The 19,498-nt window shown below is 69.4% G+C and carries 19 protein-coding genes; 6 read left to right on the forward strand and 13 right to left on the reverse strand.

Features of this window, described 5'->3' with window-relative positions:
- Positions 1-394 precede the first annotated feature (394 nt).
- Positions 395-733: a P-II family nitrogen regulator gene (locus tag NHG85_RS05960; protein ID WP_253330715.1), complete on the forward strand. Its 339-nt coding sequence runs from the start codon at positions 395-397 to the stop codon at positions 731-733.
- Between the two features lie 39 nt (positions 734-772).
- Positions 773-2,152, forward strand: coding sequence for an ammonium transporter (locus NHG85_RS05965; protein WP_253330717.1), 1,380 nt, complete (start codon positions 773-775; stop codon positions 2,150-2,152).
- A 67-nt stretch (positions 2,153-2,219) separates the two neighbouring features.
- On the opposite strand, the gene NHG85_RS05970 is transcribed toward NHG85_RS05965, so the two are convergent.
- From NHG85_RS05970 to dapA, 7 genes are all read right to left on the reverse strand, one after another.
- Complete coding sequence (locus NHG85_RS05970; RefSeq protein ID WP_253330719.1) at positions 2,220-3,320, reverse strand: DUF3618 domain-containing protein; 1,101 nt, start codon at positions 3,318-3,320, stop codon at positions 2,220-2,222.
- On the reverse strand, positions 3,313-3,750 hold the full coding sequence (locus NHG85_RS05975) for a phage holin family protein (RefSeq protein WP_253330721.1): 438 nt from the start codon (positions 3,748-3,750) through the stop codon (positions 3,313-3,315). Before NHG85_RS05975 ends, NHG85_RS05970 begins: the two co-directional genes overlap by 8 nt.
- Positions 3,747-4,601 (reverse strand): hypothetical protein, encoded by an 855-nt coding sequence (locus tag NHG85_RS05980; RefSeq protein WP_253330723.1) that lies wholly within the window; start codon positions 4,599-4,601, stop codon positions 3,747-3,749. The genes NHG85_RS05975 and NHG85_RS05980 overlap by 4 nt, the downstream gene beginning before the upstream one ends.
- Positions 4,602-4,808: 207 nt before the next feature.
- The gene (locus tag NHG85_RS05985; RefSeq protein WP_253330725.1) at positions 4,809-5,993 is read right to left on the reverse strand and encodes an amino acid aminotransferase; all 1,185 of its coding nucleotides are present in this window, start codon (positions 5,991-5,993) and stop codon (positions 4,809-4,811) included.
- 2 nt (positions 5,994-5,995) lie between these two features.
- Positions 5,996-6,877, reverse strand: coding sequence for a 3-mercaptopyruvate sulfurtransferase (sseA, locus tag NHG85_RS05990; RefSeq protein WP_253330727.1), 882 nt, complete (start codon positions 6,875-6,877; stop codon positions 5,996-5,998).
- A gap of 65 nt (positions 6,878-6,942) precedes the next feature.
- A complete protein-coding gene (gene smpB / locus NHG85_RS05995; protein WP_253330729.1) occupies positions 6,943-7,419 on the reverse strand; it encodes an SsrA-binding protein SmpB in 477 nt (158 codons plus the stop codon).
- Positions 7,420-7,523: 104 nt separating this feature from the next.
- On the reverse strand, positions 7,524-8,399 hold the full coding sequence (gene dapA, locus NHG85_RS06000) for a 4-hydroxy-tetrahydrodipicolinate synthase (RefSeq protein WP_253330731.1): 876 nt from the start codon (positions 8,397-8,399) through the stop codon (positions 7,524-7,526).
- A 218-nt stretch (positions 8,400-8,617) separates the two neighbouring features.
- Here dapA and NHG85_RS06005 point away from each other — a divergent pair, with 218 nt between their 5' ends.
- Positions 8,618-10,657 carry a lytic transglycosylase domain-containing protein gene (locus NHG85_RS06005; protein WP_253330732.1) on the forward strand — a complete coding sequence of 680 codons (2,040 nt, stop codon included), beginning with the start codon at positions 8,618-8,620 and terminating at the stop codon, positions 10,655-10,657.
- 1 nt (position 10,658) lies between these two features.
- On the opposite strand, the gene NHG85_RS06010 is transcribed toward NHG85_RS06005, so the two are convergent.
- Complete coding sequence (locus tag NHG85_RS06010) at positions 10,659-11,525, reverse strand: DMT family transporter (RefSeq protein ID WP_253330734.1); 867 nt, start codon at positions 11,523-11,525, stop codon at positions 10,659-10,661.
- Entirely contained in the window at positions 11,525-12,202 is a 678-nt protein-coding gene (gene mnmC2, locus NHG85_RS06015; RefSeq protein WP_253330736.1) for a tRNA (5-methylaminomethyl-2-thiouridine)(34)-methyltransferase MnmC2, read from the reverse strand. Before mnmC2 ends, NHG85_RS06010 begins: the two co-directional genes overlap by 1 nt.
- 48 nt (positions 12,203-12,250) lie before the next feature.
- Between mnmC2 and NHG85_RS06020 the strand changes: the two genes are divergently transcribed.
- From NHG85_RS06020 to NHG85_RS06030, 3 genes are all read left to right on the forward strand, one after another.
- The gene (locus NHG85_RS06020) at positions 12,251-13,297 is read left to right on the forward strand and encodes an NAD(P)/FAD-dependent oxidoreductase (RefSeq protein ID WP_253330738.1); all 1,047 of its coding nucleotides are present in this window, start codon (positions 12,251-12,253) and stop codon (positions 13,295-13,297) included.
- Positions 13,298-13,355: 58 nt separating this feature from the next.
- Positions 13,356-14,981, forward strand: a complete 1,626-nt coding sequence (locus NHG85_RS06025) for a thiamine pyrophosphate-binding protein (protein WP_253330740.1) — start codon at positions 13,356-13,358, stop codon at positions 14,979-14,981.
- Positions 14,982-15,095: 114 nt separating this feature from the next.
- A complete protein-coding gene (locus NHG85_RS06030; RefSeq protein ID WP_253330742.1) occupies positions 15,096-16,472 on the forward strand; it encodes an HWE histidine kinase domain-containing protein in 1,377 nt (458 codons plus the stop codon).
- Positions 16,473-16,488: 16 nt separating this feature from the next.
- Here NHG85_RS06030 and cobO read toward each other — a convergent pair whose 3' ends face one another.
- The 4 genes from cobO to NHG85_RS06050 form a co-directional block, all read right to left on the reverse strand.
- On the reverse strand, positions 16,489-17,097 hold the full coding sequence (gene cobO, locus NHG85_RS06035; RefSeq protein WP_253330743.1) for a cob(I)yrinic acid a,c-diamide adenosyltransferase: 609 nt from the start codon (positions 17,095-17,097) through the stop codon (positions 16,489-16,491).
- Between the two features lie 58 nt (positions 17,098-17,155).
- Positions 17,156-17,893: an LrgB family protein gene (locus tag NHG85_RS06040; RefSeq protein ID WP_253330745.1), complete on the reverse strand. Its 738-nt coding sequence runs from the start codon at positions 17,891-17,893 to the stop codon at positions 17,156-17,158.
- Positions 17,890-18,240, reverse strand: a complete 351-nt coding sequence (locus NHG85_RS06045; RefSeq protein WP_253330747.1) for a CidA/LrgA family protein — start codon at positions 18,238-18,240, stop codon at positions 17,890-17,892. Before NHG85_RS06045 ends, NHG85_RS06040 begins: the two co-directional genes overlap by 4 nt.
- A 52-nt stretch (positions 18,241-18,292) precedes the next feature.
- A partial coding sequence (locus NHG85_RS06050) for a cobaltochelatase subunit CobN (RefSeq protein WP_253330749.1) occupies positions 18,293-19,498 on the reverse strand: 1,206 nt, incomplete at its 5' end.

Raw genomic sequence — 19,498 nt, forward strand, 5'->3', positions numbered from 1 at the left:
CGGCTTGGCGGCGGGCGTCGCGCGCGCCTTGGCCTTCGGGGCGCCGCCATCCTTGCGGGCGCCCTTGCTCGCGCCGTAGCGCCGCTCCGCCGTGAGGGGCGGTCTTCTGCCGTTGCTCGCGCTCATCTGCCGCTGCCTGTCCGTTTTGATCGGCGGCCACCATAGCCGCATCGCAGCGGAATGTTGAGCGGCGGGGATTTGCCTCATCGGCTTTTTTACGCCGCCCATGAAACGGGCATTCCCGCGCCCATGTGCAAAAATTGTGCAACCTGCCCGGCCCGAGGCAGGCCGCGGCCCTTCGCATCGCTTGCCCCGAAGGCAGGAAGGGGCGCTTTTGAAGCAGCCGCGGCCCGAAGCCGGGGCCTTGCCGAACCGACGCCACAAGGGGACCGACGTGAAACTCATCATCGCAACGATCAAGCCGTTCAAGCTCGAGGAGGTGCGCGAGGCGCTGACCGCCCAGGGCGTGCGCGGCATGATGGTGACCGAGATCAAGGGCTTCGGCTCTCAGTCCGGCCACACCGAGATCTACCGCGGCGCGGAATACGCCGTGAACTTCGTGCCGAAGGTCAAGCTCGAGATCGTGGTTTCCGAGAGCCTGGCCGAGCAGGTGGTGGCGACCATCGCCCGCACCGCCCGCACCGACAAGATCGGCGACGGCAAGATCTTCGTGCTCGATGTCGAGAGCGCGCTGCGCGTGCGCACCGGCGAAACCGACGACGACGCCCTCTGAGACGCGCTCTGAGCGTTCCTCCCCAGGAGACCTGATCCCATGACCCATTGGAAAACCCCGCTCGCCGGGCTCTTGCCGCTCGCCTGCCTGATGGCCGGTCCGGCCTTCGCGCAGGAGGCGGCCGAGGCCGCCGAACCCGTAGCAATCGACGCGGGCATCGCCGCCGCGACCGACACCATGTTCATCTTCAACTCGCTGCTGTTCCTGATCGGCGGCTTTCTCGTGTTCTGGATGGCGGCGGGCTTCGCGATGCTCGAAGCGGGCCTCGTGCGCTCCAAGAACGTCGCGATGCAGTGCATCAAGAACGTGGCGCTCTTCTCCTTCGCCGCGTTCATGTATTACCTGATCGGCTACAACCTGATGTATCCGCTGGGCAACTGGTCGATCGGCTCGGACGCAACGGGCGGCTATATCGGCGCCTTCGGCGTCGCGGTGCTCGAAGCGGTCGGCGTGGGCCGCGACGGGGCCGATGACTACGGCTATGCCGCGACCTCGGGTGATTTCTTCTTCCAGCTGATGTTCGCCGCGACCACCGCCTCGATCGTCTCGGGCACGCTCGCGGAGCGGATCAAGCTCTGGCCCTTCCTGATCTTCACCATCCTGCTCACCGGCGTGATCTATCCGATCCAGGCGAGCTGGAAATGGGGCGGCGGCTTCCTCGACAGCCAGTGGGGCTTTCTCGACTTCGCCGGCTCGACGGTGGTGCATTCGGTCGGCGGCTGGGCGGCGCTGGCGGGCGCTCTGGTGCTGGGCAGCCGGATCGGCAAGTACAAGGACGGCCGCACCATCCCGATGCCCGGCTCGAACCTGACGCTGGCGACGCTTGGCACCTTCATCCTGTGGATGGGCTGGTTCGGCTTCAACGGCGCGTCGCAGCTGGCGATGGGCACGGTGGGCGACGTGGCCGACATCGGCCGGATCTTCGCCAATACCAATGCCGCCGCCACCGGTGGCGCGATCGCGGCGCTGATCTTCACCCAGATCCTCTACAAGAAGCCGGACCTGACCATGGTGCTCAACGGCGCGCTGGCGGGCCTCGTCTCGATCACCGCCGAGCCGCTAACCCCCACCCTGGGCGGCGCGACCCTGATCGGCATGGTCGGCGGCGTGATCGTGGTCTTCGCGGTGCCGATGCTCGACCGGATGAAGATCGACGACGTGGTCGGCGCGATCCCGGTGCACCTGTTCTGCGGCATCTGGGGCACCATCGCGGTGCTGTTCACCAACCCCGACGCCACCCTTGCGGGCCAGATCGTCCCGATCATCATCGTCGGCGCGTTCACCTTTGGGGTCAGCCTCGTGGTCTGGCTGGTGCTGAAGGCGGTGATGGGCATCCGGGTCGACGAGGAGACCGAGGTCTCGGGGCTCGACATGGCCGAGCTGGGCATGGAGGCCTATCCAGACTTCACCCCGAGCTGACCGCAGCCGGCCCGACCAGGAAAAAAGGCGCCCCGAGGGGCGCCTTTTGCATGGAAGGGAAGGGCGATCACTTGCCGCCGGTCTTCTCCTTGGCCTTCTCGGCCTCCGCCTGCGCGGTTGCGCCGACGTCCTTCTTCTGGGCTTCGGACTTCGCGGTGTCGGCCACGTGCTCGGCGGCCTCGCGGGCGCGGCCCTGCACGTCGGTCGCGGCGTCCTTGAGGTCGTCCTGCACGGTGCGGGCGAGGCCCTGGGCCTGATCACGGGCGTCCTCGGCGGTGGCCTTCGCCACCTCGGTCAGACGCGCGCGCTCTTCCTCGTAGACGTGGTAGGCCTCGTCCATCAGATCGTCGCGATAGGTGCCGAAGGCTTCGTCCTCGCGCTGGGTGCGCGGCAGCATCGCGGCCACGGCGGCGCCGGCGGCCATCGCCAGCAGGCCGCCCAGCAGCGGCTGCTGGTCATACATGCTCTTGGCGCTGTCGCGACCCTGGCGGGCATAGTACTCGGCCTTCACCTGCGCCTCGTAGGCGCGGGTCCGGGCGGAGATGACGCGCTTCTTGCCCTCTTCGGACATGCCGTGCGTGCCATCCGTGATGCGGTCGCGCAGGCTGCGGGCCGAAGCCCCCATCGAAGCGCCACGGCCACGGGCGCGCTCGCGGTATTCGCCGAGCTTGCCCTTGGCGCCGCCCATCTTGCCGCGCAGGCGGTCCTTGAGCGCACCGCCGCGCGAGCGCGTCTCGTTCCAGGGCGAATCGCCGTGATCCTCGGGCGTGGCATGGACCGGGCCGCGCGGCTCGTCGAGCTTGTCGGTGCCGTATTTGCGCGACAGGTAGGGGTCCGCGCCAAGCCGGCCCGAGCGGGCATAGTCGCGCTGGCCGCGATAATCGACCTCGCCGGCATAGCGCTCGTCATCGCTGCCGCGGGCGTTGGAAACGGCGAGCCAGGCGAGGCCCGCGCCGACCAGGGCGATCGGCACCGGGTTGCGCTGCACGGTGGTCGAGATGGTGCGGCCGATGTCGGAGGCGTTGTCGCTCACGCTGTCGGTCACCGTGCGCATGATTCCGTCAAGCGACAGGCGCTCCTGCAGGTCGTCAATCGTGCGTTGCAGTTCCGAGCGTTCGGTTGCGATCTCGCGTTCGATCTCTTCGGGGGAACGGGTGTTGTCAGTCATTGATGGCTCCTTTGACGGCAGCGGCGTCCTTGCGGATCGACTCGGCGCTGCGCTTGGGTGCATTGGTCACGGCTTTGACGCGGTTGATGCCGACCTTCACGAGAATCGCGGCGATCACGAGGATCACCAGACCGACGATGAGGGCGGACAGTCCCGGCCCGATGCCGGTTTCCGAGAGCCATGCCACGAAGGCGGTAGCGAGCACGTTGAGCGCGGTGAGGCTCAGGATCACCGCACCGACGATGAGCCCGATGCCCATCCCGGCGCGGCTCACGGCGCGAGACATCTCGGCGCGCGCGAGGTCGACCTCCTTGCGCACGAGACCGCTCACATGGTTGAGCGCCTCGGACAGCAGCGAACCCGTGCTCTTGCTCTCGACCCGGGTGGTGGTCCCGGGTGCGGGATCATGATGCGGATCGGTATGGGTCATTTCTTCACGGCTCCCGTTGTGCCGGGCTGGGGTGCGCCGGGAATCTCGGGCTTGTCGTCGGGCTTGTCGATGCCGCCGACCGAACCGGTGCTGCCGGTCGAGGAGGAGCCGGTGCTGATCGAGCCGGTGCCGCCGGTGGTGGTGGTCCCGCGCGAGATGTCAGACGAGGTGCCGCCGGTCGAACCGGTGCTGCCCGCGGTACCGGTCGTCGTGCCGGTGGTGGCCGAGGTGGTCGCGGGGCGCGCGGCCGGCTGGGTCGTCGTGGTGGGCGCGGGGCGCGGCGCGGCGCTGGTCACCGGATCGGAGGTCGGCACCGGGCGCGAAACACGGTCGTCCTCGTCGTAGTCGTTCGGGGTCACGTCGGGGGCATAGCGGTCGTCGCCATAGGCGTCCGAGCCGAAGGAGCCGCTGCCGCGATAGTTGTCATGCCGGGCCGAGGCCTTCATGAAGCGCGCGGCGACAAAGCCCAGAAGCGCGGCACCGCCGAGAAAGGCGGCCGAGTTGCGGCGGGCGAAGTCGTTGACGGCATAGGCCATCTCGTCGAGCTCCATCTCGCGCATGCCGTCGGCGGTGTCGGCCACCGTGTCGGCCAGCTTGGCAAAGATGCGCTCCTGCGGCGAGCCGTCGTGCAGATCCTCGGACGCCTTGCGCAGCGCATTGGCGATCTTCGAGGTCTCGTTCGCGGCCTCGTCCTTGTAGTCGCGGCCGTATTCGTAAGCGCGCTCGCGTGCCTCGCCCGCCATCTCGCGGGCCCGCTCGCGGGCGGTGTCTGCGAATTCGGATGCGCCGCTCTTGGCGTCGGCGGCAGCCCTCTTCGCCTTTTGGTCCATCGTCTCGCCAGTGCTGGCCATGTCGACCTCCTTGGTTTGCTGTAGCGGACCTGCGCGACGCTCGGCGTCGGGCCCGTTTCGCTGGCAGAACCACCGGGGGTGAGCAAAAGTTTCCCCCGATCGGACGGAATGGCACGATTCAGCCACGAATCCGTGATCGACGCCACGTCGCAACGCAAAACGCCGCCCCCGGAGGGACGGCGCTTGAAGGTCGAAAACCCTGAGGGTTCAGACGCCGACGTCGATGATCGCCTGCGCCAGAACGGGAATGGAGCGGTCGTTGAGACCGGCGATGTTCATCCGGCTGTCGCCGACCATGTAGATGCCGTGATCGTCGCGCAGCCGGGCGACCTGTTCGGGGCTTGCGCCGAGCCGCGAGAACATGCCGCGATGCTGGGCGAGGAAATCGAAGCGATCCGAATTCGACAGGCGCTTGAGCTCGGCGGCCAGCGCCTCGCGCAGCCGCAACATGCCGGTGCGCACCTCTTCCAGCTCGGCCTGCCAATCGGCGCGCAGCGCCTCATCCGTCAGGATGGTCGAGACGACGCGGGCGCCGTGATCGGGCGGGAAGGAGTAGTTCTGCCGGTTGAGATAGGCCAGCGTGCCCTGCAGCGTGCGGGTCTGCGGCACGTCGCGGCCCACGGCCATCAGGATGCCGGTGCGCTCGCGGTAGATGCCGAAGTTCTTCGAGCAGCTCGCCGCGATGATCACCTCTTCGAGCGCGCCCGCGATCAGCCGCGTGGCCGCCGCATCGGCGTCGAGCCCGTCGCCGAAGCCCTGGTAGGCGAGGTCGATCATCGGCACGAGATGGCGCGCTTTCAGCGTGGCGGCGATCTCGTCCCACTGCTCGGGCGTGGGGTTGGCGCCGGTCGGGTTGTGGCAGCAGCCATGCAGCAGCACCACGTCGCCGGGCTGCGCCTCGGCGAGATCCTCCATCATGCCGGCCATGTCGACCGAGCGGGTCTCGCTGTCGAAATAGCGGTAGGCGCGGGTCTTGGCATCGAGATGCTTGAGGATCGACAGATGGTTGGGCCAGGTCGGGTCGGAGACCCAGATGGTGGCCTCGGGCGCGGCCATGCCGATCATCTCGAAGGCCTGGCGCACCGCGCCGGTGCCGCCCGGCGTCGCCACGGCGGCGACGCGGTCGCGCGGCAGCGTGTCGGCGAGCACCAGGTCGATCATCGCATCGGCAAAGGCCGGATCGCCCGCCAGTGCGGTGTAGCTCTTGGTGTCCTGGCTTTCGAGCAGCCGCCCTTCGGCGGCCTTGACCGCGCGCATGATCGGGGTGCGGCCCTCGGCGTCCTTGTAGACGCCAACGCCGAGGTCGATCTTCGCCTTGCGCGGATCGGCCTTGTAGGCGCTCATCAGGGCCAGGATCTTGTCAGCCGGCTGGTCGGTCAGATGCTCGAACATGTCTATCCTTCGAGGTTGTCTTGGGCCGGGCCTGTCTCGACCGGCAGATCGGGGAACATGCCCCATTCGGACCACGAGCCGTCATAGAGCCGGTGGTCGGATTTTCCGATGCGTTCGAGCGCCAGCGACAGCACCGCCGCGGTCACGCCGGATCCGCAGGTGGTGATCACGGGGCGGTCGAGATCGACGCCCGCGCCTTCGAAGGCGGCGCGGATGCCCGCCTCGTTCTTCAGCGTGCCGTCGGTGCGCAGCAGGTCGCGGAAGAACAGGTTGCGCGAGCCGGGGATATGGCCCGAGCGCAGCCCGGCGCGCGGCTCGGGCGCGCCGCCCACGAAACGCGCGGCGGCGCGGGCATCGACGATGACATGGCTGCCGAGCTTGACCGCGCGGGCCACCTCGGTGGCGTCCACCGCCATGTCGCGGCGCAGGCTCGCGGTCAGATGGCGGTCGCGCAGCACCGTGGGCTCGGCGGTGAGCGGGCGGCCCTCGGCGCGCCACTTGGGCAGGCCGCCGTCGAGCACCGCGACCTCGTCGAAACCCATCAGCTTGAACAGCCAGCGCACGCGCGCGGCCGAGAACAGCCCCGCGCCATCATAGACCACGACCCGGTGGCCGTCACCCACGCCCATGGCGCGCAGCCGCGAGACGAACTTCTCCGGCGGCGGCGCCATGTGCGGCAGGCCGCTGCGGTGATCCGAGATCTCGTCGATGTCGAAGAAGCGGGCACCGGGGATATGCGCCGTCTCGTATTCGGCCCGCCCGTCGCGCCCGGTGTCGGGCAGGTACCAGGAGGCGTCGAGAATCCGCAGATCGGGGTCCTTGAGCCGCTCGGCCAACCAGCGGGTCGAGACGAGCGTGCGGGGATCATCGGCGGTCTCGGACATGCGTTCCCTCGGGTCGGTTCCGTCGCGCGAAGGAGTAGACCCGTGGTGCGGCAGGTGCAAGACGCCTAGACGTTCGAGCGCAGCAGCCGCTGCTTCTGGCGGCCCCAGTCGCGCTTGGCCTCGGTAGCGCGCTTGTCGTGGTTCTTCTTGCCCTTGCCGGTGGCGATCTTGAGCTTCACCAGACCGCGGTCGTTGAAATACATCACCAGCGGTACGATGGTCATGCCCTCGCGCTGGGTGGCGTTCCAAAGCCGCACCAGCTCCTTTTGCTTGACCAGAAGCTTGCGGCGCCGCCGCTCCTCGTGGCCGAAGGTGCGGCCCGCGTCATAGGGCGCGATATAGGCATTGGTCAGCCACAGCTCGCCGTTCTCGACCGAGGCATAGCTCTCGGCGATGTTCGACTGGCCGGTGCGCAGGCTCTTGACCTCCGACCCCATCAGGATGATCCCGCATTCGAGATCGTCCTCGATGGCATAGTCGTAGCGCGCCCGCCGGTTCTCGGCGATCACCTTGTAGTTCTTGTTCTGCTCTTTCTTGGCCATGCGCCCGATCTAGGGGCGCGCGGCGCCCAAGTCCAGCGCCGCCCCCCGTTCATCTTTCTTCAAATACGCATGCCCCGGCCGGCCGCAGGCGCCGCGGTGCGGGGTCAGTGACCGATCAGCCCCGCGTGACGCAGCGCGTCCTTGACGGCAAGGCGGGTGCCCTCGAGCAGCGGCGTCAGCGGCGAGCGCACCTCGTCGCGGCACAGGCCAAGCACGCTCATCGCGTATTTCGCCCCGGCCACGCCAGGCTCGAGGAAGATCGCCTCGTGCAGCGGCATCAGCCGGTCGAGCAGGTCGAGCGCCACGTCGTAGCGGCCCTTGAGGGTCGCCTCCTGGAACTCGGCGCAGAGCTTCGGCGCGACATTGGCGGTGACCGAGATGCAGCCCCGCCCGCCGTGGGCGTTGTAGCCCAGCGCGGTCGCGTCCTCGCCCGAAAGCTGCAGGAAGTCGGCGCCGCAATGGATGCGCTGCTTGGGCACGCGGCTCAGGTCGCCGGTCGCATCCTTGACGCCGACGATCATCGGGTGCTTGGCCAGCTCGCCCATGGTCTGCGGGCTCATGTCGACGACCGAGCGGCCGGGAATGTTGTAGATCACGATCGGCAGGCCGCATTCGGCGGCGGCGTGGAAATGCGCCACCAGCCCGCGCTGCGTCGGCTTGTTGTAATAGGGCGTGACCACGAGGGCGGCATCGGCGCCCGCCGCCTTGGCGGCCTCGACGAGGCGCACGGTCTCGACGGTGTTGTTCGAGCCCGCGCCCGCGATCACGGGGATGCGGCCCGCGGCGGTCCTGACCACGGTCTCGACGACGAGATCGTGCTCCTCATGCGTCAGGGTCGGGCTCTCGCCGGTGGTGCCGACGGGCACGAGGCCGTGGCTGCCCTCGGCAATGTGCCATTCGACCAGTTTCTTCAGCGTCTCGAGGTCCACCTGGCCATCTGCGAATGGGGTGACGAGGGCCGGGAGCGATCCCTTGAACATGTGTGGCGTCCTGAGTCCGGGGGGTAAAATCGCGCGGACCCTAGACGGCTTTCCATCGCTTGCCAAGTTTGTGAGTTGCGCCGCGGCAATGTACCCTTAGGTTGGCGATCCATGCCGAGAGTCACCGAATCCCGGAGCAGCCAAGCATGACGAAAAACGCAAGATTTTCCACTGCCCTTGTCACCGCCCTGGCATTCTGTGCCCCGGCGCTGCCGGCCATGGCCGGGATCGATGACGTCTTCGACGCCGCCGAGCGCCGCAACTGGGACGAGGCGCGCGCGCTGGCCGCGCCGCTGGGCGAGGTGGCGCTCGATCTCGTGGCTTGGGAAAAGCTGCAGGCCGGGCAGGGGGCCTGGGAGGAATACGTCTCCTTCGTCGCGGCCCATCCCGACTGGCCCCGCCTTGATCAGATCCGCGCCGAGGGCGAGCGCGACATGCCCAAGGGGCTCGCGCCCGAGCAGGTGATCGCCTGGTTCGGCGATGCGGCCCCCGAGACCGGCGAAGGGGCCGTGCGCCTCGCCGAGGCGCTGATGGCGCAGGGCAAGATCGACGCGGCGCGCGAGATGCTGGTCGAAAGCTGGCTGACGCTCGGCCTCGACGGCTCGGGCCATGCCGCGATGATGGACGCCTTTGGCGACATCCTCGCGCCGCATCACGCAAAGCGCATCGACGCCATGCTCTGGCGCTGGCGCATCAGCGATGCGCAGCGGCTGTTCGACACGCTGTCCGATGCCGAGCGCCGGGTCGCCGAGGCGCGCGTCGCGCTGATCCGCGACCAAGGCGCCGCGGCGGCGCTCGGCCGGGTGCCCGAGGCGCTGCGCGACAGGCCCGGCATCGCCAATGCCCGGTTCAACCGCTTTGCCGACAAGGGCGACTATTCCGAGGCGATCGAGATCATCGAGCGTCACACCGGCTCCGAACAGGATCTGGGCGATCCGTTCCGCTGGGCCTCGTGGCGCGCGACGCTGTCGCGCTGGCTGATGCGCAACGGCGAGCCGGAGCGGGCCTATGAGCTCGCCAGCCGGCATTTCCTGACCGAGGGCACCTTCTACGCCGATCTCGAATGGCTCTCGGGCTATCTGGCGCTGACCTATCTCGACGATCCGCAAAAGGCGCTGGAGCATTTCCGGAATCTCGAAGGCGACGTCGAAAGCCCGATCTCGCTGGCGCGCGCGGGCTATTGGCAGGGCCGGGCGCGCGAGGCCATGGGCGCCTACGACACCGCGGCGCTCGATTATGCCCGCGCGGCGCTGCACCAGACCGCCTTTTACGGGCTGCTCTCGGCCGAGAAGCTCGGGCTCTCGCTCGACCCGGCGCTCACCGGCCACGAGCCGGTGGCCGACTGGCGGCAGGGGGCGTTCCTCGAGGACGACCGCACCCAGGCCGTCGCCTTCCTGCTCGACGCGGGCCAGTACCGCGATGCGCTGCGCTTCACGATCGAGCTGGGCCGCAGCCTCGACCGCGAGGGGCTGGCGCAGCTTGGCCGGATGCTGATGGAGCGCGACGAGACGCATCTGGCGCTGACGCTGGGCAAGGCCGCAGCCTATAGGCAGATCGTGATCCCCGAGATCTACTTCCCGCTGCACGCGCTGGCCGAAACCGAGATGCCGGTCTCACCCGAGCTGGCGATGTCGATCGCCCGCCGCGAGAGCGAGTTCAACATCGGCGTCGGCAGCCCGGTCGGCGCGCTGGGGCTGATGCAGCTGATGCCCGCCACCGCCGAGGAGGTCTCGGGCTGGCTCGGCCTGCCGTATTCCCGCGCCAAGCTGACCACCGACTGGCGCTACAATGCCCAGCTCGGCACGCGTTACCTCGCCTATCTCGAGGAGACCTTCGGCCAGAGCCCGGTGATGATCTCGGCGGGCTACAATGCCGGCGCCTCGCGGCCGCGCACATGGATGGCCGAGCGCGGCGATCCGCGGATCGGACAGGCCGACGTGGTCGACTGGATCGAGCACATCCCCTTCACCGAGACCCGCAACTACGTGATGCGGGTCAGCGAATCGATCCCGGTCTACCGCGCGCGGCTGACCGGCGAGACCGGGCCGGTGAACTTCACCGACCTGCTCAACGGCAAGCCGCCGCATGTGCGCCCGCAGGCGCGCAATGCCGATACGCTCGTGGCCGAGACCACGCCCGCCCCGGTGCCGCCGGCGGTGGAGATCGCGCCCGAGGGGCGCGCCTCGACGATGTCGCTGTCGATCCTGGCGCCGATGTCGATCGGCGGGGTGCGGCCGCCGCAGCGCCCGGTGGAGTGACCTAGCCCGTCTTGCGGTGGGTGCGGATCAGCGTGAACACGCCCGCGCCCACCACGATCGCGGCCCCCAGCGCCACGTTGGCCGAAATGGTCTCGCCGAAGGCGAGGATGCCGAGCGAGGCGGCAAAGGGCAGCTGCAGATAGGCAAAGGGCTGCACCGCCCCCGCCTCGGCGACCTCGTAGGTCTTGATCAGCAGGAAATGCCCGCCCGCGCCGGTCACGCACAAGAGCGCCAGCACCGCCCAGTCCCATCCCATGAGCGGCTGCCAGTTGGGCAGGCCGATCGCGGTCATCAGCACGGCCCCCGTCACCCCGGTCCAGAAGAAGCTGGTGGCCGCGGAATCGCGTCGCGCGGCATAGCGCGTGAGCAGCCCGTAGAGCGCGAACATCACCGCCGCGGCCAGCGGGAACAGCGCGGCGGGGGCGAAGACGCCGACGCCGGGGCGCAGGATCACCAGCACGCCTGCAAAGCCGATGCCGATCGCGGCCCAGCGCCGCCAGCCCACGCTCTCTCCCAGCACCGGTCCCGACAGCGCCGCGATCAAGAGCGGGTAGACCGCGAAGATCGCGTGGCTCTCGACCAGCCCCAGATGCACGAAGCCGATCACCATGACGCAGATCTCGCCCGCCAGCAGCAGGCCGCGCAGCCCCTGCAGCAGCGGCTGGCTGGTATGGGCGGCGGCGCGGACCGAGCCCTTCTGATGGCGGGCGATGGCGATGACGAAGGCGGCGAAGAACCAGTAGCGGACCATCACCACCATGAAGACGTTGTAGTTTTCGGCGAGATAGCGCGAAATCCCGTCCTGCATGGCGAAGACGAAGGTGGTGATCGTCATCAGCAGGATGCCGAGCCGGTTGTCGTTGCGCATCAGTCGGGCTTTCTGGCGAGGGTCATGTGGCGCTTGCGCCCGTATCCCGGCGCGCGCCGCACGTCGAGCCCGGCCTCGGCCAGCGCCCTTCGCACGTGCCCCGCCGCCGTGTAGCTCGCCAGCGTGCCGCCCGGCGCGGTATGCGCCGCGACCTCGCGCATCAGGGCGTCGCCCCACAGCTCGGGGTTTCGCGCCGGGGCAAAGCCGTCGAGAAACCACGCATCGGCGAAGCCCTCGTGCCGGGGCAGCGTCTCGCGCGCGTCGCCCTGCACGATGTCGAGCGTCACCGCATCGTCGAAGCGATGCGGGCCGGGGCCTGCCTCCAGCGCCGCCACCAGCCGTTCGGCGCGCGGGGCGAGCGCGGGAAAGGCGCCCAGCGCGCGGGCCGTGTCGGCGGGGGTCATGGGAAAGGCCTCGAAGCTGGTGAAGCGCAGGCTGCCCCGCGCGCCCGCCGTCTCCCATGCCTCCCACGCGGTGAGAAAATTGAGCCCGGTGCCGAAGCCCGTCTCCATGATGTGGAAATCGCCGCCGAAGCGCTCGGGCAGGCCGTTGCCCGCGAGAAAGACGTGCCGCGTCTCGGCCAGCCCGTCGTGGATCGAGAAATAGGGATCGTCGAAGCGGGTCGAGACCGGCACGTGGCCGTCCCGCCAGTCGAGTTGCGCGCGCTGGTCGTCCATCTGCCCATGCCCTAGGTTGCGCCCTCGTGATGACGGGGGCGGCTGGCGATGACAAGCGCGGATCTGACGGTGATGGGGGCGGGGGCCTGGGGGCTTTCGGTCGCGGTGGCCTGCGCGCGGCGCGGCGCGCATGTGCGGGTGATCGATCCCTTGGGCCCGGCGGCGGGGGCCTCGGGCGGGATCGTCGGCGCGCTGGCGCCGCATGTGCCCGAGCAGTGGAACCCGAAAAAGGCGTTCCAGCTCGAAGCCCTGCTCATGGCCGAAGACTACTGGGCCGACATCGCGCGGCTTTCGGGCGCCGATCCGGGCTATGCACGGACCGGGCGGCTGCAACCCCTGGCCGATGCGGCGGCGGTGGCGCGGGCCGAGGAGCGCGCAGGTGGCGCCGCCGAGCTGTGGCAGGGCCGGGCCGACTGGCGGGTGGTCGAGGCGCGCGGCGGCGACTGGGAACCGGCAAGCCCGAGCGGCAGGCTGGTGCATGACACGCTCACCGCGCGGCTGCATCCGCGCCGGGCGACGCTGGCGCTCGCGCAAGCTCTCGAGACATTGGGCGGCGAGATCACGCGCGAGGGGCTGCCCGAAGGCCCGGTGGTCTGGGCCACGGGCGTGGCGGGGCTCGAGGAGATCTCGGCGCAGGCGGGCAGGATGGCGGGCACCGGCGTGAAGGGGCAGGCAGCGCTCTTGCGCCCCCACGGCTTCGATCCCTCCCAGATGCCGCAGATCTTCGCCGAGGGGCTGCACGCGGTGCCGCATGCCGATGGCACGGTCGGCATCGGCTCGACCTCCGAGCGCGAGTACGAGGACGGCGCGGCCACCGATGCGCAGCTCGACGAGCTGATCGCGCAGGCGCGCGGGCTGTGCCCGGCGATGGAGGGGGCCGAGGTGGTGGAGCGCTGGGCCGGTGTCAGGCCGCGTGCGAAGAGCCGCGCGCCGATGCTGGGCGCGCATCCCTTCCGCGAGAACGCGTGGATCGCCAATGGCGGCTTCAAGATCGGCTTTGGGCTCGCGCCGCTGGTGGGCGAGGTGATGGCCGATCTGGTGCTCGAGGCGCGCAACCGGGTGCCGGAGGGATTTCGTCCCGAGGTCAGCCTCTAGCCCGCTTGCGGGGCGCGCGCCGCGCGGCCATGCTCCGGCCCGAAAGGGAGGGGTTTTCATGCGGCATGGCGGACGGATACTGGTGGAGCAGCTGGCGCGGCTCGGGGTGGAGCGGGTCTTTTCCGTGCCGGGCGAGAGCTTTCTCGCCGTGCTCGACGGGCTGCACGACAGCGCCATCGCCAACGTGGTCTGCCGCCACGAGGGCGGGGCCGCGATGATGGCCGAGGCGCAGGGCAAGCTCACGGGGCGTCCGGGCGTCGCCTTCGTCACCCGCGGGCCGGGGGCGACCAATGCCTCCGCGGGCGTGCACGTGGCGCGGCAGGACAGCACGCCGATGGTGCTCTTCGTCGGCCAGATCGCGCGGGGCGACCGCGACCGCGAGGCATTCCAGGAGGTCGATTACCGCGCCATGTTCGCCCCCCTCGCCAAGTGGGTGGCCGAGATCGACGATGCCGCGCGCATTCCCGAATACGTCGGCCGCGCCTTCGAGGTGGCGATGTCGGGCCGCCCCGGCCCGGTGGTGCTGGCGCTGCCCGAGGACGTGCTGTCGGGGCTGGCGGAGGCGCGCGATCTTGCGCCCGCGCCCGAGCGGCTCGCGCCCGATCTCTCCGCCCCGGCGGCGCGGATCATGGAGCGGCTGTCGCGCGCCGAGCGCCCCCTGGTGGTGGTCGGCGGGCCGCATTGGTCCACCGCCGCGGCCGCGGACCTCGCCCGTTTTGCCGAAACGCAGGGCCTGCCGGTCGGAGTGGGCTTCCGGCGGCAGGACTACATGGACAACCGCCATCCGAACTACGCGGGCGACCTGAATGTCGGCGTGAACCCCAAGCTGGCCGAGCGGGTGCGCGCGGCGGACGCGCTCTTGGTGATCGGCTCGCGGCTGGGCGATATCGAAACGCAGGGCTACACGCTCATCGACCCGGCGGGACACGACAAGGCGCTGATCCATGTCCATGCCGACGCCGACGAGATCGGCCGGGTCTGGCGGCCCGAACTGGCGACGGTGGCCCGCGCGCCCGCCATGCTCTCGGCCCTGGTCGATCTCGCCCCCTGCGGGGCCGACTGGGCGGGCTGGACCGCCGCCGCGCGCGCGGATTACGACAGCTGGCTCAGCCCGAAGGAGACCCCCGGTGCCGTCAAGCTGGAGCGAATCATCGGTTGGCTGTCCGATAACCTGGAGGAGGACGCGATCCTGACCAACGGCGCGGGCAATTACGCGGGCTGGCTGCACCGCTATTTCCGCTTCAAGGGGTTTCGCACCCAGCTCGCCCCGACCTCCGGCTCCATGGGCTACGGCTTTCCGGCGGCGATCTCGGCCGCGCTGGCGCATCCCGATCGCACGGTGGTCTGCCTTGCAGGCGACGGCTGCTTCCAGATGACGCTCAACGAGATGTCGACGGTGGCGCAACACGGGGCGGCACCGATCGTCATCGTCGTCAACAACGGCCGCTACGGCACGATTCGCATGCATCAGGAGCGGCACTACCCCGGCCGGGTCTCGGGCACGGCGCTGGCCAACCCGGATTTCGCGGCGCTGGCGGAGGCTTACGGCGGGCATGGCGAGGTGGTGGAGCGGGATGCCGACTTCGCCCCGGCCTTCGAACGGGCCCGCCGAAGCGGGCGGGTCGCGGTGATCGAACTGCGGGTCGATCCGGCGGCGCTCTCGACAGGCCAGACGTTGACTTAGACCCTGCGCCGGGGAAGGAGTACGATGCCGTACATGGTCCGGAGGTTTGCCGACTCTCTGTTCAAAGACCTCCGTCGAACCTATAGTTGCAAAGCTGCTAAGACAGGTGGCTGAATGGAAGACCTTACGGAAATCGAACGCGGCACGGATCACCTCAGGCTGGTCCTGGCGGTGGGTGAGATCGGCGTGTGGGATCTCGATACCACGACCGGCAAGGCCTGGCGCAGCCTGCGGCACGACCAGATCTTCGGTTACGAGACCGGGCGGCCGTCCTGGAGCTACGATGATTTCCTCTCCCATGTGGTGCCCGAGGACCGGGCCCGCGTCGATTCGGCTTACAACGCGGCGCTGGAGGCCAGGGAGGGCTGGGCCTTCGACAGCCGGATCCTGCGGGCCGATGGCGCCCTGCGCTGGATCAGCGTGCATGGCCGCTACTCGCGCGATGCCGAGACCGGGCACGAGCGGCTCATCGGCCATGTCATGGACATCACCGAGAGCAAGGAGGCCGAGGAGCGGATGCGTCTCGTCTCCTCGGAGCTGAACCACCGCACCCGCAACATGCTGTCGGTGCTGCAGGGCATGGTGCGCATGTCGGCGCGCCGTGCCGGCAGCGTGCGCGAGCTCGAACAGAGCCTGCTGGGCCGGATGGAGGCGCTGTCGCGCAGCCATGCGCTAACCGTGCAGCTCTCCGACAGCGCCCTCAGGGTTTCGGACGTGATCGACAGCGCGATTTCGCCCTTCGACCCCGAGCCGGGGCGTTTCATGATCTCCGGCGCGACCGGTGCGACGCTGGTGCCCAAGATCGCCGAAAGCCTGTCGCTCGCGCTCTACGAGCTGACCACCAACGCGATCAAGTATGGCGCGCTGAGCGGCGAGCGGGGCCGCGTCTCGATCGAGGTGAGCCGCCTTGCCCCCGGCCGCGCCCGCGTGGTCTGGCGCGAAAGCGGCGGGCCGAAGGTTTCGGCGCCCGATCGCACGGGTTTCGGCTCGACGCTGCTGCGTTCGATCCTGCGCGCCGACGAGGGCGAGGTGACCATCGATTACGCCGAGACCGGCGTGGTCTGCACCATCGAGATGCCGGTGGGCCATGACGCCGCCGAGAGCGAGCGCGCGACGCGCGGCGAGGCGCGGCTCGAAGGGCGGCGGGTGATGGTGGTCGAGGACGAGTTCCTGATCGCGATCTCGCTGGAGATGGCGCTGGGCGAGCAGGGCGCGCTGGTCGAGGGGCCTTATACGCGGCTCTCCGATGCGCAAAAGGCCGTCTCGACCCGGCCCGATGCCGCGGTGCTCGACGTGCGGCTTGGGAGCGAATCGAGCCTGCCGCTGGCGCGCGACCTTTGCGCGCTGGACGTGCCCCTGCTCTTCGTGACCGGCAATGTCGATGGCGAGGAGCTCAAACAGGAGTTCCCCGATTGCCAGGTCCTGTCCAAGCCGGTGAGCGAGGACAGGGTCGTTGCCGAACTCAAGCGGCTGATCGAGCGGCGCGGCTGAGGGCCGCGCCTGCGTTTCAGAACTCGACGCCGACCTGCGCCTTGATGCCCGAGCGGAAGGGGTGCTTCACCAGCTCCATCTCGGTCACCAGATCGGCGGCCTCGATCAGGTCCTCATGCGCGTTGCGCCCGGTGAGCACCACATGGGTCATCTCGGGCTTCTCCGCCTTCAGGAAGGTCACGACCTCTTTGATGTCGAGATAGTCGTAGCGCAGCGCGATGTTGATCTCGTCGAGCAGCACCATGCGGTTGGCGGGATCGCGGATCAGCTCCTTGGCCTTTTCCCAAGCCGCCTGCGCCATCTCGGTGTCGCGCGAGCGGTCCTGCGTCTCCCAGGTGAAGCCCTCGCCCATGGTGTGGAACTGGCAGGCGTCCGAGAACCGCTCGAGGATCAGGTCGCGCTCGCCGGTCGACATGCCGCCCTTGATGAACTGCACCACGGCGCAGGGCATCTCGTGGGCGATGCAGCGGAAGATCATCCCGAAGGCGGCCGAGGACTTGCCCTTGCCCTTGCCGGTATGAACGATGATCAGCCCCTTTTCGTCGGTCTTGGTGGCCATGATCTTGTCGCGCGCGGCCTTCTTCTTGGCCATCTTCATCGCGTGGCGGTCGGTGTCGTCGGTCATCGCATGGCTCCTTGTTCGAGGCGGCAGACTGCGCCGAAGGGCGTCCGCGCGCAACCCGTCAGCCGGTGAGGAGCGCCACCAGCCATGGGGCCAGCAGGGGCGCAATCAGCGCCGTCAGCAACGCGTTGAGCCCCATGCCGATGCCCGCGAAGGCGCCCGCCGTCTCGTTGACCTGAAAGGCGCGGGCCGTGCCGATCCCATGCGCCGCGACGCCGACGGCGAGGCCGCGCGCGCGCCAGTCGCGGATGCGCATGAGGTTGAGGAGCGGAGTCGCCACCACCGCGCCGGTGATGCCGGTGATGATGACGAGCACCGCCGTCAGGTTGGGCGCGCCGCCGATCGTCTCGGACACGCCGAGCGCCACGGGGGCTGTCACCGATTTGGGCGCGAGCGACAGCAGCGTCTCCCCCCTGAGCCCGAAGGCCGCGCCGATGGCCACCGCCGTCGCCAGAGCCGTGACCGAGCCCGCGACCAATGCCGCCAGCATCGGCCAGAAGGCAGAGCGGATCAGCTTGATGTTGGCGTAGAGCGGCACGGCCAGCGCGACGGTGGCGGGGCCGAGCATGAAATGCACGAATTGCGCGCCGTCAAAGTAGCGCTCATAGGGCGTGCCGGTGACGCGCAGCAGCACCGCCAAGAGCGCCACGGCGACCAGCACCGGGTTCACCAGCGGCTTGCGGCCCGTTCGGCGAAAGGCGAGGTCGCCCAGCGCATAGGCCACCAGCGTCGCGGTGAGCCACAAAAGCGGGTCCTGCCGCAGATAGGTCCAGATCTCGGCGGGAGCGGCGGGGCTCATTCCGAGGCCCCCGTGAGCCGGGCGACGAGCAAAAAGACGTAGACCCCCGCCATGATGGCGGCGATGGTCGACAAAAGCAGCGCCGCGATCAGCGCCACGCCATGCTGCCCCAGCGTGTCGAGATGCCCGACCACGCCGACTCCCGCGGGGACGAAGAGAAGCGACAGATGCGCCAGCAGCGCCGATGTCGTCGGCGCGATCCGTTCGGCCAGCGCCGGGCGCAGGACCAGGCCTGCGAACAGCAGCGCCATGCCGATCACCGGGCCGGGCACGGGCAGGCCGAGCCCCCTTGCCGCGACCTCGCCCGCAAGTTGGCAGGCGAGCAGGACGACGAGATTGACGATCATGGGGCCTCCGGGCGCTTGGGGTGCCCTCACTCTGGGGCGGGTGGCAAAGAGGTCAAGCGGATCGCCGCAGCGCCTCGATCCGGGCGCGGGCCGAGTTCGAGCGCGGCTGCCACAGCCCGCGGTCGATCGCCTCCTGCAGCCGCTCGGCGATCTCCCTGAGCGCAGGCGCGTTGTGCTCGGCGATGAAGTCGCGCGTGTCCTCGTCGGCCAGAACCGCCTCCTCGACGAGGTCGAAATGGTGGTTCTTTACCGCCCGCGTCGTCGCGGCGAAGGCGAAGAGGTAGTCGACCGTCGCGGCGATCTCGAAGGCGCCCTTGTAGCCATGCCGCTTCACGCCATCGATCCACTTGGGGTTCACGACGCGAGAGCGCACGACGCGGGCGATCTCCTCGTCGAGGCTGCGGATCACCGGGCGCTCGGGGCGCGAATGGTCGTTGTGGTAGATCGGACGGTCGCGGCCCTGAAGGCTCGCCACCGCTGCCGCGGCACCGCCCTCGAACTGGTAGTAATCGTCCGAATCGAGGATGTCGTGCTCGCGGTTGTCCTGATTCTGGACGATCGCCTCGACCTGCCCGAGGCGGGCTGCAAAACCGTCGCGGTCGGCCTCGCCCTCCTGTCCCGCGCCATAGGCGTAGCCGCCCCAATCGAGATAGGCGTTCCCGAGGTCGGCGCGCTCGGACCAGATCCGCTCGTCGATCAGCGCCTGCAGGCCAGCCCCGTAAGCGCCGGGCTTGGAGCCATAGACCCGCGCCGCCGATCCGCCCGCGCGCACCCGCGCCGCCGCCGGGTTGATCTCCTCGGGCTCGTCGAGCGCCTGCACCGCGCGCGCCGCCGAATCCACCAGCGCCACGAGCTGCGGAAAGGCGTCGCGGAAGAAGCCCGAGATGCGCAGCGTGACGTCGACGCGCGGGCGGCCCAGCACGCCCTCGGGCAGCACCTCGAAGCCGGTGACACGGCGGTTGGCGCTGTCCCATGTGGGCTTCACGCCCATCAGCGCCAGCGCCTGCGCGATATCGTCGCCGCCCGTGCGCATGTTGGCAGTGCCCCATGCGGTGACCAGCATGCTGCGCGGCCAGTCGCCGTGATCCTGCAGGTGCTTCTCGATCAGGAGGTTCGCGGATTTCCAGCCCAGCGCCCAAGCGGTCGGGGTGGGGACGGCGCGCGCGTCGACGGAGAAGAAGTTGCGCCCCGTGGGCAGCACGTCGGGCCGCCCGCGCGTCGGCGCGCCCGAGGGGCCGGGGGCGACGGCGGTCTGGCT

Source organism: Limimaricola litoreus, from assembly GCF_024159025.1.
In the GTDB taxonomy this organism is placed as follows: domain Bacteria; phylum Pseudomonadota; class Alphaproteobacteria; order Rhodobacterales; family Rhodobacteraceae; genus Limimaricola; species Limimaricola litoreus.